Below are 13,822 nucleotides of genomic sequence, written 5' to 3'. Positions count from 1 at the left end.
CTAGCCGTCCTTGAGGATATCCCGCAGCCGCGCCTGTTCCGCCTCGCTCAGCCCGCTTTCGGTCTCGGCCACGGCACTCGACCGGCCGCGCACATAGAAGACGCCCACCCCCAGCGCCAGCAGCAGCATCGCGGGCCCCGCCGCCCACAGCAGCCAGTTGGCGCCGCCGGTGGTGGGGTTCAGCAGTACGAATTCGCCGTAGCGTTCGACGATGTAGTCGATGACCTCCTCGTCGCTGTCCCCGGCGACCAGCCGTTCGCGCACCAGCAGGCGCAGGTCCCGCGCCAGCGACGCATTGCTTTCGTCGATGCTTTCGTTCTGGCAGACCAGACAACGCAGCCCCTTGGAAAGCTCCCGCGCACGTGCCTCCAACGCCGGATCGTCCAGCACCTCGTCCGGCAGCACCGCCCAGGCCGCCCCCGCGAAGACGCCCACCAAGGCGGAGGAGCTGCCCGCAAGCAACATCAGTGCGAGCAGCAGCGCCCTCATTCCGCAGGCACCGCCGCGGCGGCACGGGTCTTGCGCGCACCTGCCGCCACGCGGTAGCGGCGGTCCGTCAAGCTTACCAGCCCGCCCAAGGCCATGATCAGGCACCCGGCCCAGATCCAGTTGGCCAGCGGCTTGATATAGGTGCGCAGCACCCAGCCGCCGCCGTCCTGGGCGTCACCGATCACCACATAGACGTCGCGCAGGAACCGGTAGTCGATGGCCGCCTCGGTCGTGGGCATCTGCGCCACCGGATAGTTGCGCTTTTCGGGGCGCAGTTCCGCCACCTCGGTGCCGTTGCGGCTCAGCCCGACCACGCCCATGGTCGACAGGTAGTTGGGGCCGCGCACCTCCTCGACGTCACGCAGTTCCAGCTCGAACCCGCCCACGGCAAAGCTTTCGCCGATCTGCGCCACGCGGATATCCTCCTGCTGCCAAGCCATCAGCCCGGCGATGCCGATCATCGTGATGCCCAGGCCCGAATGCGCCAGCGCCTTGCCCCAATCGGCCCGCGGAAGCCGCGCCAGCCTGCGCAGATCGCGCGACTGGCCCAGTCGCCCGGCCAGGTCCGTGACCGCGCCGGCCACCAGCCAGACGCCCAGGAAGACGCCGATGGGACCCATCAGGCTGCGGCCGGTCTGCATGGCCCACACCAGCCCCGCCAGCGCCACGGCAAGACAGAAGGCCGGGACCAGCGACCGCAGGGTGCGCGAGACCTTGCCGCGTTTCCAGGCCATCATCGAGCCCAGCGGCAGGATCAGCCCAAGCAGCATCATGAACGGCGTGAAGGCAAGGTTGAAGAACGGCGGCCCGACGCTCAACTTCCGGTCGAACGCCATTTCGGCCACCAGCGGCCACATGGTGCCCACGAAGACCACGAAACACGCCACCGCCAGCAGGATGTTGTTGGCCACCACGGCGCTTTCGCGGCTGACCACGCCAAAGACGCCCTTGGCCTGCATCACGTTGGCGCGCCCGGCGAACAGCGTCAGCGCCCCACCGGTGAAGAAGACCAGGATCATCAGGATGAAAACGCCGCGTTCGGGATCGTTGGCAAAGGCATGCACCGAGGTCAGCACACCCGAGCGGACGATGAAGGTCCCGATCAGCGAAAAGCCGAAGGCGAGGATCGCCAGAAGGATGGTCCAGCTTTTCAGCGCCTCGCGCTTTTCCACGACGATGGCGGAATGCAGCAGTGCTGCGGCCAGCAACCAGGGCATGAAGCTTGCGTTTTCCACAGGGTCCCAGAACCAGAATCCGCCCCAGCCCAGTTCGTAATAGGCCCACCAGGAGCCCAGACCGATTCCGATGGTCAGGAATATCCAGGCGGCCAGCGTCCAGGGGCGCACCCAGCGGCCCCAGGCGGCATCGACCCGGCCCTCGATCAGGGCGGCGACGGCAAAGCTGAAGCAGATGCTGAGGCCCACGTAGCCGAGGTACAGGAACGGCGGATGAAAGGCCAAACCGGGGTCCTGCAGCAGCGGGTTGAGGTCCTGCCCGTCAAACGGCGGCACCGCAAGCCGCAGGAACGGGTTCGAGGTGAAGAGGATGAAGGCGAAAAAAGCCACGGCGACGGAGGACTGCACCGCCAGCACCCGTGCCCGCAGGGTCGGCGGCAAATTGCCCCCGAACCAGGCCGCCATCGCCCCGAAAAGCGCCAGGATCAGCACCCAAAGCAGCATCGACCCCTCGTGGTTCCCCCAGGTGCCCGAGATCTTGTAGAGCATCGGCTTGGCGGAATGCGAGTTTTCGACCACCAGCTTGAGGCTGAAGTCCGATACGATGAAGGCATGCATCAGCGCGGCAAAGGAAAACGCCGTCAGCAGGAATTGCGCCGTTGCCGCGGGTTCGGCCACGGCCATCCAGCCCGGCCAGCGTTTGTGCGCGCCCACCATGGGCACCACAGCCTGCACGATGGCGATAAGAAACGCGAGGATGAGGGCGAAGTGTCCGAGCTCTGTGATCATACCCCGGACTATAGGGGGCGCAGGGTCACGGGCCAATGGGATTCGGCACTTTCGGCGGTTCACGTTGTCGCGGGGCGCCGGGTGGCCCGCCGGACGGGTTTCCTGCGTCCGGCGGCTGGATTCAAGACCCGGCAAAGCCGGGCGCGCGGTCCTCGTTCCGGGTGCTGCGCCATTCCGCCAGTGCTGGATTTTCGGGGCCGTCATGGCCCACGCCGCCAGCGGACGGGGCGTCGCCGCGCAACGCGTCGATCGCCCCGATGCTTTGCACCACCTGCGGCACGGCGGCCATGGTCGCGGCCAGCTCGCGCTGGAAGTCCTGCCCCTTCGACTGGTGACGCGCGCCGAAATAGAAACTGACAATCGCCCCCAGCAGCCACCAGAGCGGCTCTGGCACCAGCGCGATGCCCGACATCCGCGCGGCGAACCACACCGGATCGACCATCGCCGCCACGAAAAGCCCCAGCGTGCCAAGCGCCATCGCTGGACGCGGCACGCGGTTGAGCGCGTCCATGAACCGGTCGAAAAGGCCGCGGCGGGTCAGCCGGAATTCCTGCCCGAACTGCTGCAGCGCCTGGGCCTGGTGAGTGGCGTCGCGGCCCGCCTGCGCCTCGGCATTCACGCGGAAAACCTCGGCCGTTTCGGCCACCACGTTGCGGCCGCCGCCAAAGACCAGCCCCAGAAGTTTCTCGATCAATCCCATTGTGCCACCCGTTCCTGAAAGGCCGCGTCGCTCAGGTGAAAGCGCGGCGAAATGAACGCCTCGGCCCGGGTGATCCAGCCGCCCTTGCCACCATCGCGGCGGCGCGCGTATTTGCGGCTGGCGGGGCGCCGGTCGGCCAGCGCGAAGTAGTAGTTGCGCCGCGCAATCCCGTAAGCGTCGGCCAGATGGTCGGGCGCCATGTCATAGGCGGCCCTTGCCGCGCCAGCCGTCTGCGGGCCGATGATGCCGTCCACCGTCACGCCCTGCCCCATCTGGCCCAGCAGGCGTTGCAGGATCTTGACCGCGTTGGTCCCGGCGTTGACATACATGTCGAAGACCGACGCCTGCAGCACCTTCGGCAGGGTGCCGATGCGGGGCCGGTCGAAATAATGCCGCACGAAAATCTCCACCGCCTGGTCGCGGTTCAGCCGTTTCACATCCGCGGCGCTGACCCGGCCGTCGCCGTCAAGGTCCAGCCCCAGCCGCTGCATCGTGTGGATCGTGACGCCGAAATTCGTGGCGCCGCCGGGGTCGTCGGGGTCGTTGACATAGCCGCCTTCGCGGGCGACGATTTCTTCGGCGATGCGCCGGACGTCTTGGGGATGTGCGGACATGGGGTGCCTCTGGCCTGCTCAAATCGCCGACCAGACTGCGCCCGCAAGGGTTAACCGCGTCGCACAGCACCGCGCGCCGCCAAGGTCCGTCGAAAGGATGCCATGACCGCAGACGACATCATCGCTCGGCTGGATCTGGCCCCGCATCCCGAGGGCGGGCACTACCGCCAGACCTGGATCGCCCCTGCCGAAGGCGACGCCCGCCCGGCGGGCACCTGCATCTACTTTCTGCTGCGCGCGGGCGAGGCAAGTCATTGACACCGTGTCGACGCGACCGAGATCTGGCATTTCTACGCCGGTGCGCCGCTTGTCCTGTCGCTGGCGCCGTCGCTGGACGGGCCGCGGCAGGATCATGTGCTGGGCCCCGACCTGGCTGCGGGCGCCGCGCCGCAGATCATCGTGCCTGTCGATCACTGGCAGGCCGCCCGCACGACCGGCGACTGGACCCTTGTGGGCTGCACCGTGTCCCCTGCGTTTCAGTTTTCCGGCTTCACCCTGGCCGGGCCCGACGTCACCATTCCCTGATCCCACGAAAAACGCGCCCCCCGGGGTCGGAGGGCGCGTTCCTGTCTTTAGCCGTCAGACGGCGGAAATCGCTTAGTTCAGCGGCGATTCGTCAACAGACTGCATGTTCTCCAGCTCTTCTTCGCTGTAGCCGACAACGACCTTGTAGCTTTCGTCTTCGACCGGCACGAGCTGCACGTTCTGCATCTCAAGCATGACGTGCTTGTCGCCGATGCCCAGGAAACCGCCGACCTCGGCCACGATGCCTTTGATCTTGCCATCGGAGGTCAGGATGATGTCCTCGATCTCGCCGATGTTTTCCCAGTTCTCACCCATTTCCGAGTAGGATTGGGTCGAGAATTCGGCCACGCCGTTCTGCGTGTCAGCCGAGTAGATTTCGCCACCCAGAATGTCGCGAACGCGGATCATGTTGGTGTCGTTCGACGCCATGTCGTTGGCATTTTCGGCAGCGGCGTCGGCGGCTGCAGCGGTTTCGTCTGCAGCGTTGTCCATGGCTTCACCGGTTTCGTCCGCGGCGTTTTCAACCGCTTCGCCGGTCTCATTAGCGGCATTATCGACAGCCTCACCGGTTTCTTCGGCGGCATTCTCGGTTGCCTGCGCGGTGTCTTCTGCGGCGTTCTCGACAGCTTCGCCCGCGTCGTTCATCGCTTCGCCGGTCGCATCTGCGGCGTTTTCTCCAGCATTCTCAAGGCTTTCGCCAGCGTTCTCGAGATTCTGCTCCATCTCTTCGCCATTGGTGTGGCTTTCCGCATATGCGGCGCCGGCGGCAAGGGTCAGGGCGAGGGCGGTTGTTGTAAACAGATGTTTCATGTCTAGTCCTCCTACGGATTTGCAACTGGAGGAAGAACACCCGCAACGCCCTACCGTTCCGTCGAAAAGCTGGAATATATTTCTATCTTCTCACGGAACTGTGAGCGGCGTGAGAGCGTTCGCATGCCCTCGCATACCCACAACGGATTTGACCTGAGGCGGTGGCTTACCCGGTGTGGCGCTGGACGTAGGCGATAAGCTGCGCGGTGGACCCGTCCTTGCCGTCGGTGGGCTTTTCGCCCGTCACCATCGGCCCCAGCGCCGTCGCCAGTTCCTTGCCCAGTTCCACGCCCCACTGATCGTAGGAATTGATCCCCAGGATCACCCCTTCGACAAAGACACGGTGTTCATAAAGCGCCACGATCTTGCCCAGCACCTCGGGGGTGAGCTGCGGATAGATCAGCGTGGTCGAAGGTCGGTTGCCCGGGAACACGCGGTGGCGGGCCTGGCGGTCAAGCTCGGGGCCGACAAGACCCTTGGCCGCCATGATCTTTGTCGCCTCTTCCAGCGACCGGCCGCGCATCAGCGCTTCGGACTGGGCAAAGCAGTTGGCCATCAGCAGCGCGTGATGGTGGCGCAGTTCAGGCTCGAAACCTTCGGCGGCGACCAGGAATTCGCATGGTACGACCCGCGTGCCCTGATGGATCAGCTGGTAAAAGGCGTGTTGGCCGTTGGTGCCCGGCTCGCCCCAGACCACGGGGCCCGAACTGACGGTCAGATCCTTGCCGTCCATCGACACGCCCTTGCCGTTGCTCTCCATCTCGAGCTGCTGCAGATAGGCGGGCAGCCGTGACAGACGGTTGTCGTAGGGCAGCACAGCACGGGTGGCGTGGCCCAGGCCCTGGTTGTGCCAGATGCCCACCAGCGCCAGCAGCACCGGCATGTTCTGATGCGGCGCGGCCGATCTGAAATGGTTGTCCATCTCCTGCGCACCGCGCAGAAAGGCGCGGAAGGCATCAGGCCCGATGGCGATCATCAGCGACAGGCCGATGGGCCCCCAAACCGAATAGCGCCCGCCGACCCAATCCTCGAATCCCAGCACGCGGTCCTCGGGGATGCCGAATTCGGCGGCCTTTGCCTTGTTGGACGACAGCGCGATGAACTTGCCGTCCAGCGACGCGCCCTTGTCTTCAAGCCAGGCCTTCGCGGTGCGGGCGTTGGTCATCGTCTCGATCGTGGTAAAGGTCTTGGAGGCGACGATGAACACGGTCTTTTCCGGGTCGCAGGCGCGCAGCACGTCCGAGATATCGGCCCCGTCCACGTTCGACACGAAATGGCAACGCGGCCCGTCGTGATAGGGCGACAGCGCAATCGCCGCCATCTTGGGGCCAAGATCGGACCCGCCGATGCCGATGTTGACCACATCCGTCACGTCGCTGGCGCGCACGTCGCGGGCAAGGGTCGTCATCTTGTCGAGCGTCGCCAGAACCTCGGGCATGACGTCCTGCCCGTCCACATGCACCGGCCCGCCATCAAGGTTTCGCAGGGCGGTGTGCAGCACCGCGCGGTCTTCGGTTTCGTTGATCTTGGCGCCGCTGAACATCTGCTCGCGCCGCGCCTCGACGCCTGCGTCCTGCGCAAGTTTGATCAGCGCCGCCCGCGCCTGTTCGTCCAGCTGGGTCTTGGAATAGTCGAAGAGCATGCCGACGGCGTTCAGCGAAAATTCCGCCGCGCGGTTGTCATTGTCGAAAAGGTCCAGAATTTGCCGATCGGCCGCACGTTCGGCCTGTTTGCTGATCTCGTCCCACATGTCGGTCACTCCGCCCAATGTACGATTGCGCCGTCCAGGACGGCATTGATCGGCGCCTCAAGCGCCTTCTTGCCCTTGGCGTTTTCAAGCGCCGCGCGCTTTTCCGCGCCGAAGATCACCACGTGCTTGCGCAGCGCACCGTTGAGCACCTGCGCAGTCAGGGTGACACGCGGTTCGGGGGCGCCCGGCGCACGCATCGGCATCAGCACCGGCGCATCGGGGGCCAGCGCATCCCCGAGCCGGTCGGCGCCCGGAAACAGCGATGCCGTGTGCATGTCCGCGCCCATCCCCAGCAGCACCACCGCCAGCGGCAATTCGGCGGTGATGGTCTGGCTTATTTCCGCCAGCCGCTCCTCGGGTTCCTGACAGGGCACATACATCGGCAAGAGCCGCGCGGCGGCGGCTTTTTCCACCAGCAGTCGTTCGCGCAGAAGCCGGGTGTTCGACCGCTCAGAGCTTTCCGGCACCCAGCGTTCGTCGGTCAGCAGGACATCGACCCGGTCCCAGTCCAGTTCGGTGGCGCACAAATCGTCGAAGATCGGTCCCGGCGTCGTCCCGCCCGGCACCGCAAAGGCGACCCGCTCGTCGTGCTTGAGCGCCGCGCGCAGATCCCCCGCCAGCTGCCCGGCCAGGTCGATGATCAGCATCTCGCGGTCAGGGTATTCCTGAAGCTCGTGGCTCATGCCTTGATCTCCCGCCATTTGCGGCCGTCGCGATGCATCAGCATCAGCGAATCCTCGGGGCCGGCGCTGCCCGGATCATAGAGCTTGGGCACGTCGTTGCGCGCGGTCCATCCCGCGATGATCGGATCGGTCCAAGCCCAGGCGGCCTCGACCTCGTCCCCGCGCATGAACAGCGTCTGGTTGCCCCGGATCACATCCATGATCAGCCGTTCATAGGCGTCAGGCACCTCGTCGGCATCGGGGCCAAGCGCGTCGGCAAAGGTCATGTCGAGCGGCACATCGACCAGCCGCATGCCCCCCGGCCCCGGTTCCTTGATGGTCACATCAAGTGTCATGCCTTCGTTGGGCTGCAGGCGGATCACCAGCACGTTGCGGTGCCGCCCCGCTTCGGCCCCGAAAATCGAATGCGGCGCGTCCTTGAAGACGACGGCGATTTCGCTGGTGCGCGCGCGCAGCTTCTTGCCGGTGCGCAGGTAGAACGGCGTGCCGGCCCACCGCCAGTTCGAGATATGCACCTTCATCGCCAGGAAGCTTTCGGTAAAGCTCTTGAGGTTCTCGACATCCTGCCGGTAGCTGGGCTCGTTTTCCGACTTGTCGTACTGGCCGCGCACGATGTGATGCGTCTCGACGGGTTCGAGCGCGCGGATCACCTTGAGCTTTTCGTCGCGCACCGCGTCGGGTTCGAACTTCGCCGGCGGCTCCATCGCGATCAGACACAAAAGCTGCATCAGGTGGTTCTGCACCATGTCCCGCATCGCGCCGGATTTGTCGTAATAGCCGCCGCGCCCGCCGACGCCCACGGTTTCGGCCACGGTCACCTGGATATGATCGACGTACTGTGCGTTCCAAAGCGGCTCGAACAGCACGTTGCCAAAGCGCACAGCCATCAGGTTCTGCACCGTTTCCTTGCCCAGGTAGTGGTCGATCCGGTATATCTGCGTCTCGTCGAAATGCTCGGCCAGCACGCCGTTCAGTTCGCGCGCCGTGCCCAGGTCGTTGCCAAAGGGCTTTTCCACCACGATCCGGCTTTCCGGCGACGCCAGCCCATGCTGGTGCAGCCGTTCCGCCAGCGCCCCGAAGAGCGACGGCCCGACCGAAAAGTAGAACGCCCGCACCCGGTCATTGGTGACGCGCGCGGCCAGATCCTGCCAGCCGTCGGTGCCGGTCGCATCGACGCGGACGTATCCCAGCCGCGACAGGAACGCCTCGAGCACGCCACCCTCGGGGGCTTCGGTGCCACCGAATTCGGCAATCGCCTCGCGCACGAACGCGCGGTAGCCGTCATCGTCCATTTCCGACCTGGCAGCGCCGATCACCTGCGCCTCTTCCGGCATCTGTCCGGCGCAGAAACGCCGGAAAAGACCGGGCAGAATCTTGCGGCGGGCCAGGTCCCCGGTGCCACCGAAAATCACCAGATCGAACGGGTCCACGGGAATAACGCGCGATACCATGTCAGCTGTGCTCCGTCATATGTCTCGTCCGTGCTGCGGCGGGGTCCTCACCCCAGGGCCGTTAGCGCTAACGCGGACCGTTTAGCGCATCTGCTTCGTCTTGTCTAACACTCTGACAGCCTATCACAATGGTGTCACCCGACAGCGACAGCACTGGCCAGTGCCGGGCGGCGCGGATACCTGTCTGACAAACAAGGAAAGATTTGACCGCTCATGAAAGATGCCAACCACACTGCAAATGCCGGGAAATTTGCCGATCCGCGGCTGACCGCCACGGGCGAGGACCGCGCCACGGTGGCGCTCACCCATCCGCAGACGCTGTGGTTCAACACCGGTACGCTGTGCAACATCGAATGCCTGAACTGCTATATCGCAAGTTCGCCCAGCAACGATGCGCTTGTCTACATCACCGAAGCCGAGGTGGTGGACTATCTCGATCAGCTTGACGCACGCCAGTGGCCGGTGACCGAAATCGGCTTTACCGGTGGGGAGCCGTTCATGAATCCCGAGATGATCGGCATGACCCGCGCCTGCCTGGCGCGCGGTTACGAGGTGCTGATCCTGACAAACGCGATGCGCCCGATGATGCGCCGCAAGATGCGCGAAGGGCTCGAGGCATTGCAGGCCGAATACGGGTCCAAGCTGACCTTGCGCATTTCGGTCGATCACTGGTCGGCCGACAACCACGATGCCGAACGCGGCGCGGGCACCTTCGACAAGACGATCGAGGGCATGCGCTGGCTGCGCGATCAGGGCATCCGCATGGCCATCGCGGGCCGCACCATGTGGGACGAAACCGACGCGCAAAGCCGTGCAGGCTATGCCGCGCTCTTCAAGGCCGAAGGGTTCGACATCGACGCCTATGATCCGGCGGCTTGCGTGCTTTTCCCGGAAATGGACGAGACCGTCGAGGTGCCCGAAATCACCACCGCCTGCTGGGGCATTCTCGACAAGAACCCCGACGACGTGATGTGCGCCTCCTCGCGCATGGTGGTCAAGCGCAAGGGCGCGGAGACGCCCGCCGTGCTGGCCTGCACCCTGCTGCCCTACGCACCCGAATTCGAACTGGGCGCGACGCTGGAAGAAGCCGAGCGTGACGTCGCGCTCAACCATCCCCATTGCGCCAAGTTCTGCGTGCTGGGCGGCGCGTCCTGCTCGGGCTGAGGCGGCCCTAGAACCGGTAGGTGCCGTAGATGCCCAGCGTGGCGCTGGGTGACGCGTCCAGCGAATATTTCGGGTCCTTCGCGCCTGCGGGCGTCGAATCCGGCAGGAAACGATTGATCTCGGGCGTCGCGCCGCTGCTGATCTCCAGGAAGCCGCCGTAGGAAAAATTGCGCAGCCGCACATCTATTGACGCCCGCAGCGACGCCGAAAGAACCGTGTCGGAAAACCTGTGGTTCTGGCTGTTGGCATAATTCAGCGCCCCGCCAAGCCCCTGCCCGCGTACCTTTTCCGTCACGTCGAAATCATAGGCGTCATAGCCCACCTGCCCCGACAGCGAAAACGTCGTCGCGCGGTTGCCGACGCCCAGAAAGGTGCGCGCATACCCCAGCCCGGCATAGGCCCCGGTATAGCTGCCGTCGAAAGTGGTGTCGTAGCGCCCCCGCCAGTCGCTGCTTGCGCCAAACGCGGGCGTGTCGGCGTGAAAGGTCGTGGTCTCGCTCTGGTCGAGCGATCCGCCGCGCAGGCCGAAGAAGATGCTGGTCACTCCGACCGAACCGCGCCCGCCCATGCCGCTGCCGCCGCTGCCATCGTGCACGTCCATCCGCAGCGGCAGGTCCAGCCCCAGCGAAAAGATCGAGCCGGTGCGCTCTGTGTCGAAGGACGCGTTGAGCAGATCGGTCGGCGAATTGACGTAGACGCCGGGCGTGCCGCCAATCCCGGTGATCCCGAATCCGCCCAGGAAGGTCTGATTGTCGATGCTGTCCGACCCGTCTAACCGGTAGCCCGACGCCTCGATGTTCAGCGTCAGCGGCAACACCATCCCGGCGTCAATGCAGATATCCGCTGTGGCGCCAAGCTGCGCGCCCGACAGCCGGTAATCGAACTCCAGCGCCGGGTTGCGCAGCGTTCCGGCGATCTCGGTGGCAAAGCCGCTGCGCTTGTGGTTGCGGGTGGTCACAAGGATCGCCCCCTCCGCCGCCGCGACCCCGTAGATCGAGGCCGCCACCGGCCCGCGCAGCACCTCGATCCGTTCGATATCCTCCGGGTCGGGCAGCGCCCCGTTGTTCATTGTATAGCTGTCCGGCCCGGTACGCTGCCCGTCCACGATGATCAGCGGCCCGGGCCGCCCGTCCCCAAGCCCGCGCACGGTGACGTTGGTTGCGCCCTGACCGGGCTGGAGGGTGGTGCCGTTCTCGAACCGCACACCGGGCAGAGAGTTGAGCGCGTCGGTCACGTTGGTCCCGGGCAGTCGCTGAAGATCGTCTGACGAAAGCGCCTCGATCGTCAGGGTGGAACAGCGCGCCCCGCGCGCCTCGGCCGCGTGGGTGAGGAAAAGAGCCGCACTGCAGGCGGCACCGAAAATCACGGTCTTGCAAGTCATGTCTGAAATCTCCCGATGAATGAAATTGCGGAAAACGCATACGATTCAAGAATACGGGGGCGCCATGATACGAACGCCACCGCCCTCGGACCAAGCGTTTTCTGCCCCGCCGGGCCTGGCGGCACACCTTTCGGCTGATTGGGCAGCTATCCACGCAACCCTGACAGCATGCCACCACCCTTTCGCCCGCCTCGGCGCGGCTCTGCCGGGCCGCGCCGAAGCCGCTTGATCGCCGTCCCGCCCCGTGCGACCAAGCGGGCAAAACCGGAGCTTTGCCATGCCGCCGCGCAAGATCATCATCGACACCGACCCCGGCCAGGACGACGCCATCGCCATCCTGCTGGCGCTCGCCTCGCCCGAGGATCTGACCGTGCTGGGCATCACCGCCGTCGCAGGCAACGTGCCCTTGCCGCTCACTCAGGAAAACGCGCGCAAGGTCTGCGAACTGGCGGGCTTTCCCGAAACCCGTGTCTTCGCCGGTTGCGACGCGCCGCTGAAACGCCCCCTGCACACCGCTGAACATGTGCATGGCCAGACCGGGCTCGACGGTCCGACCCTGCCCGCCCCGACCATGCCGCTGCAGGACCAGCACGCGGTCGATTTCATCATCGACACCCTGCGGGCCGAACCGCCAGGCACGGTCACGCTCTGCCCGCTGGGGCCGCTCACCAACATCGCCACGGTCCTGCAGCGCGCCCCCGACATTGCCGGACGGGTGCAGGAAATCGTGCTGATGGGGGGGGCTTATTTCGAGGTGGGCAACATCACCCCGACGGCGGAGTTCAACATCTACGTCGACCCTGAAGCCGCTGATATCGTCTTCAAATCCGGAATCCCGGTCGTCGCGATGCCGCTTGATGTCACGCACAAGGCGCTGGTGACCAAGGCCCGCAACGACGCCTTTCGCGCGCTGGACACGCCGGTGGGCATCGCTGTCGCGCAGATGACCGATTTCTTCGAACGGTTCGACAAGGAAAAATACGGCAGCGCCGGTGCGCCGCTGCACGATCCCTGCGTGACCGCCTACCTCATCCGCCCCGACCTGTTCTCCGGCCGGCATATCAATGTCGAGATCGAGACTGGCTCGGAGCTGACTTTGGGCATGACCGTCGCGGACTGGTGGCGCGTGACGGATCGTCCCGCCAACGCGACCTTCATCGGCGATCTGAACGCGCAAGGGTTTTTCGACCTGCTGACCGAACGGCTGGCGCGGCTATGAAATCGCTGCAACTCGCCACGCCCGACGACCTTGACAAGTTGCTGACCCTGGTCACGGCCTTCCACGCCGAACAGGGGATCGAAGCTGACCCCGACCACCAGCGCGCCGCCGTGGCGCCGCTGCTCGACGGCTCGCCCCATGGCGCGATATGGCTGATCGGACCGCGCAAGGCGCCAGTGGGCTACATCGCCATCACCTTTGGCTGGTCGATCGAATTCGGCGGGCTCGACGGCATCGTGGACGAGATTTTCATCCGCCCCGCCGTGCGCAAACGCGGCATGGGGTCCGAGGCGCTGACCGCGCTGGCCAAGGCGCTCAAGGGCAGCGGCGTGCGCGCTCTGCACCTCGAGGTCGACCGCGACGACGAGGCGACACAACGCTTCTACAGCCGCGCGCGATTCGAGCCGCGCGACCGGTACATGTTCATGTCCCGGATCCTGTAGCCGTCAGGTGACGGACGCGACCACGACCACCATCAGAAGCGAATAAAGCGCTATGCCGCCGCCGATCATCCAGATCGGATAGTTGCGGCCCACGCTGGCCTTGGCAAGTTCCTTGGCCTGGTAGATCAGGTCGGGCCACGTGTAGCTGACGAAATCGCCTTGGGTGAAAACCGCCTGCACCCGCCCCTCGTCATCCACCACCGGCAGGCGGCGGAAGCGTTCGTTCGACATGATCCGCAGCCAGTCCACCACATCGTCGCTGTCATGCGCCACGCGCGGATCGCGGGTCATGATCTCTTGCAGCGGGGTGGTCTTGGCGTCGCGGCCTTCGTTCACCAGCTTGCGCATGATGTCGCGCTCGGTCACCACGCCGATCAGCCGCGCGTCATCGTCCACGATCATCACCGACCCGTAGTTGCGCGCGCTCATTGCGGCCACGGCCTCGCTGACCATGACATCGGCCTCAAAGCTGAGCGGTTTGGGCTTTTTCTTGAATTCGGGGCGGTCCTTCAGGGCCATTCCGATCTGGTCCGTTGCGGTCATTGTCCAAGTCTCCTGTCTGTCCCGGTCCATCGGGTCTGACCATGACCCTAGCGCGATCTGCCCGCTGACAACCCCGCTGGCGAAAG

Annotated in this window: 13 protein-coding genes and 1 pseudogene; 4 read left to right on the top strand and 10 right to left on the bottom strand. The window is 65.3% G+C overall.

Translation table 11 applies throughout. The features are described from left to right. The 4 genes from ACOXXX_RS00940 to ACOXXX_RS00925 all read right to left on the bottom strand — a co-directional run bounded on the left by ACOXXX_RS00940 (position 1) and on the right by ACOXXX_RS00925 (position 3,767). Complete coding sequence (locus tag ACOXXX_RS00940; RefSeq protein WP_422824660.1) at positions 1-489, bottom strand: cytochrome c-type biogenesis protein; 489 nt, start codon at positions 487-489, stop codon at positions 1-3. Continuing rightward, entirely contained in the window at positions 486-2,453 is a 1,968-nt protein-coding gene (locus tag ACOXXX_RS00935) for a heme lyase CcmF/NrfE family subunit (RefSeq protein WP_422824659.1), read from the bottom strand. Before ACOXXX_RS00935 ends, ACOXXX_RS00940 begins: the two co-directional genes overlap by 4 nt. Before the next feature lie 121 nt (positions 2,454-2,574). Continuing rightward, on the bottom strand, positions 2,575-3,153 hold the full coding sequence (locus ACOXXX_RS00930) for a holin family protein (RefSeq protein WP_422824658.1): 579 nt from the start codon (positions 3,151-3,153) through the stop codon (positions 2,575-2,577). Then, the gene (locus ACOXXX_RS00925) at positions 3,144-3,767 is read right to left on the bottom strand and encodes a holin-associated N-acetylmuramidase (RefSeq protein ID WP_422824657.1); all 624 of its coding nucleotides are present in this window, start codon (positions 3,765-3,767) and stop codon (positions 3,144-3,146) included. Before ACOXXX_RS00925 ends, ACOXXX_RS00930 begins: the two co-directional genes overlap by 10 nt. A 102-nt stretch (positions 3,768-3,869) precedes the next feature. On the opposite strand from ACOXXX_RS00925, the pseudogene ACOXXX_RS00920 reads away from it, so the two are divergent. Next, positions 3,870-4,292: pseudogene (locus ACOXXX_RS00920) on the top strand (cupin domain-containing protein). 72 nt (positions 4,293-4,364) lie between these two features. Here ACOXXX_RS00920 and ACOXXX_RS00915 read toward each other — a convergent pair. The 4 genes from ACOXXX_RS00915 to zwf form a co-directional block, all read right to left on the bottom strand. Next, positions 4,365-5,102, bottom strand: coding sequence for a PRC-barrel domain-containing protein (locus ACOXXX_RS00915; RefSeq protein ID WP_422824656.1), 738 nt, complete (start codon positions 5,100-5,102; stop codon positions 4,365-4,367). A gap of 166 nt (positions 5,103-5,268) precedes the next feature. Next, positions 5,269-6,852 (bottom strand): glucose-6-phosphate isomerase, encoded by a 1,584-nt coding sequence (gene pgi, locus ACOXXX_RS00910; protein WP_422824945.1) that lies wholly within the window; start codon positions 6,850-6,852, stop codon positions 5,269-5,271. A gap of 5 nt (positions 6,853-6,857) precedes the next feature. Beyond that, positions 6,858-7,535: a 6-phosphogluconolactonase gene (gene pgl / locus ACOXXX_RS00905; RefSeq protein ID WP_422824655.1), complete on the bottom strand. Its 678-nt coding sequence runs from the start codon at positions 7,533-7,535 to the stop codon at positions 6,858-6,860. Continuing rightward, positions 7,532-8,986: a glucose-6-phosphate dehydrogenase gene (gene zwf, locus ACOXXX_RS00900; RefSeq protein WP_422824654.1), complete on the bottom strand. Its 1,455-nt coding sequence runs from the start codon at positions 8,984-8,986 to the stop codon at positions 7,532-7,534. The genes pgl and zwf overlap by 4 nt, the downstream gene beginning before the upstream one ends. A gap of 213 nt (positions 8,987-9,199) precedes the next feature. Between zwf and ACOXXX_RS00895 the strand changes: the two genes are divergently transcribed. Then, positions 9,200-10,150 carry a radical SAM protein gene (locus tag ACOXXX_RS00895; RefSeq protein WP_422824653.1) on the top strand — a complete coding sequence of 317 codons (951 nt, stop codon included), beginning with the start codon at positions 9,200-9,202 and terminating at the stop codon, positions 10,148-10,150. Between the two features lie 7 nt (positions 10,151-10,157). On the opposite strand, the gene ACOXXX_RS00890 is transcribed toward ACOXXX_RS00895, so the two are convergent. Continuing rightward, complete coding sequence (locus ACOXXX_RS00890; RefSeq protein ID WP_422824652.1) at positions 10,158-11,531, bottom strand: TonB-dependent receptor plug domain-containing protein; 1,374 nt, start codon at positions 11,529-11,531, stop codon at positions 10,158-10,160. 277 nt (positions 11,532-11,808) lie between these two features. Here ACOXXX_RS00890 and ACOXXX_RS00885 point away from each other — a divergent pair, with 277 nt between their 5' ends. Together ACOXXX_RS00885 and ACOXXX_RS00880 are read left to right on the top strand one after the other, a co-directional pair. Beyond that, positions 11,809-12,750 (top strand): nucleoside hydrolase, encoded by a 942-nt coding sequence (locus ACOXXX_RS00885; protein WP_422824651.1) that lies wholly within the window; start codon positions 11,809-11,811, stop codon positions 12,748-12,750. Beyond that, complete coding sequence (locus ACOXXX_RS00880) at positions 12,747-13,193, top strand: GNAT family N-acetyltransferase (RefSeq protein ID WP_422824650.1); 447 nt, start codon at positions 12,747-12,749, stop codon at positions 13,191-13,193. The genes ACOXXX_RS00885 and ACOXXX_RS00880 overlap by 4 nt, the downstream gene beginning before the upstream one ends. Before the next feature lie 3 nt (positions 13,194-13,196). On the opposite strand, the gene ACOXXX_RS00875 is transcribed toward ACOXXX_RS00880, so the two are convergent. Next, positions 13,197-13,736 carry a CBS domain-containing protein gene (locus ACOXXX_RS00875; protein WP_422824649.1) on the bottom strand — a complete coding sequence of 180 codons (540 nt, stop codon included), beginning with the start codon at positions 13,734-13,736 and terminating at the stop codon, positions 13,197-13,199. Positions 13,737-13,822 lie beyond the last annotated feature (86 nt).

Origin of the sequence: Thalassococcus sp. BH17M4-6, assembly GCF_049323015.1 — a bacterium.
Taxonomy (GTDB): Bacteria; Pseudomonadota; Alphaproteobacteria; order Rhodobacterales; family Rhodobacteraceae; genus Puniceibacterium.
This window is presented reverse-complemented; position numbering and strand designations above follow the sequence as displayed.

Coding starts and splice junctions, on each gene's coding strand:
- ACOXXX_RS00880 (WP_422824650.1), top strand. CDS start 12,747: ATGAAATCGCTGCAACTCGCCACGCCCGACGACCTTGACAAGTTGCTG.
- ACOXXX_RS00925 (WP_422824657.1), bottom strand. CDS start 3,767: ATGTCCGCACATCCCCAAGACGTCCGGCGCATCGCCGAAGAAATCGTC.
- pgl (WP_422824655.1), bottom strand. CDS start 7,535: ATGAGCCACGAGCTTCAGGAATACCCTGACCGCGAGATGCTGATCATC.
- zwf (WP_422824654.1), bottom strand. CDS start 8,986: ATGGTATCGCGCGTTATTCCCGTGGACCCGTTCGATCTGGTGATTTTC.
- ACOXXX_RS00875 (WP_422824649.1), bottom strand. CDS start 13,736: ATGACCGCAACGGACCAGATCGGAATGGCCCTGAAGGACCGCCCCGAA.
- ACOXXX_RS00885 (WP_422824651.1), top strand. CDS start 11,809: ATGCCGCCGCGCAAGATCATCATCGACACCGACCCCGGCCAGGACGAC.
- pgi (WP_422824945.1), bottom strand. CDS start 6,852: ATGTGGGACGAGATCAGCAAACAGGCCGAACGTGCGGCCGATCGGCAA.
- ACOXXX_RS00890 (WP_422824652.1), bottom strand. CDS start 11,531: ATGACTTGCAAGACCGTGATTTTCGGTGCCGCCTGCAGTGCGGCTCTT.
- ACOXXX_RS00895 (WP_422824653.1), top strand. CDS start 9,200: ATGAAAGATGCCAACCACACTGCAAATGCCGGGAAATTTGCCGATCCG.
- ACOXXX_RS00930 (WP_422824658.1), bottom strand. CDS start 3,153: ATGGGATTGATCGAGAAACTTCTGGGGCTGGTCTTTGGCGGCGGCCGC.
- ACOXXX_RS00935 (WP_422824659.1), bottom strand. CDS start 2,453: ATGATCACAGAGCTCGGACACTTCGCCCTCATCCTCGCGTTTCTTATC.
- ACOXXX_RS00915 (WP_422824656.1), bottom strand. CDS start 5,102: ATGAAACATCTGTTTACAACAACCGCCCTCGCCCTGACCCTTGCCGCC.
- ACOXXX_RS00940 (WP_422824660.1), bottom strand. CDS start 489: ATGAGGGCGCTGCTGCTCGCACTGATGTTGCTTGCGGGCAGCTCCTCC.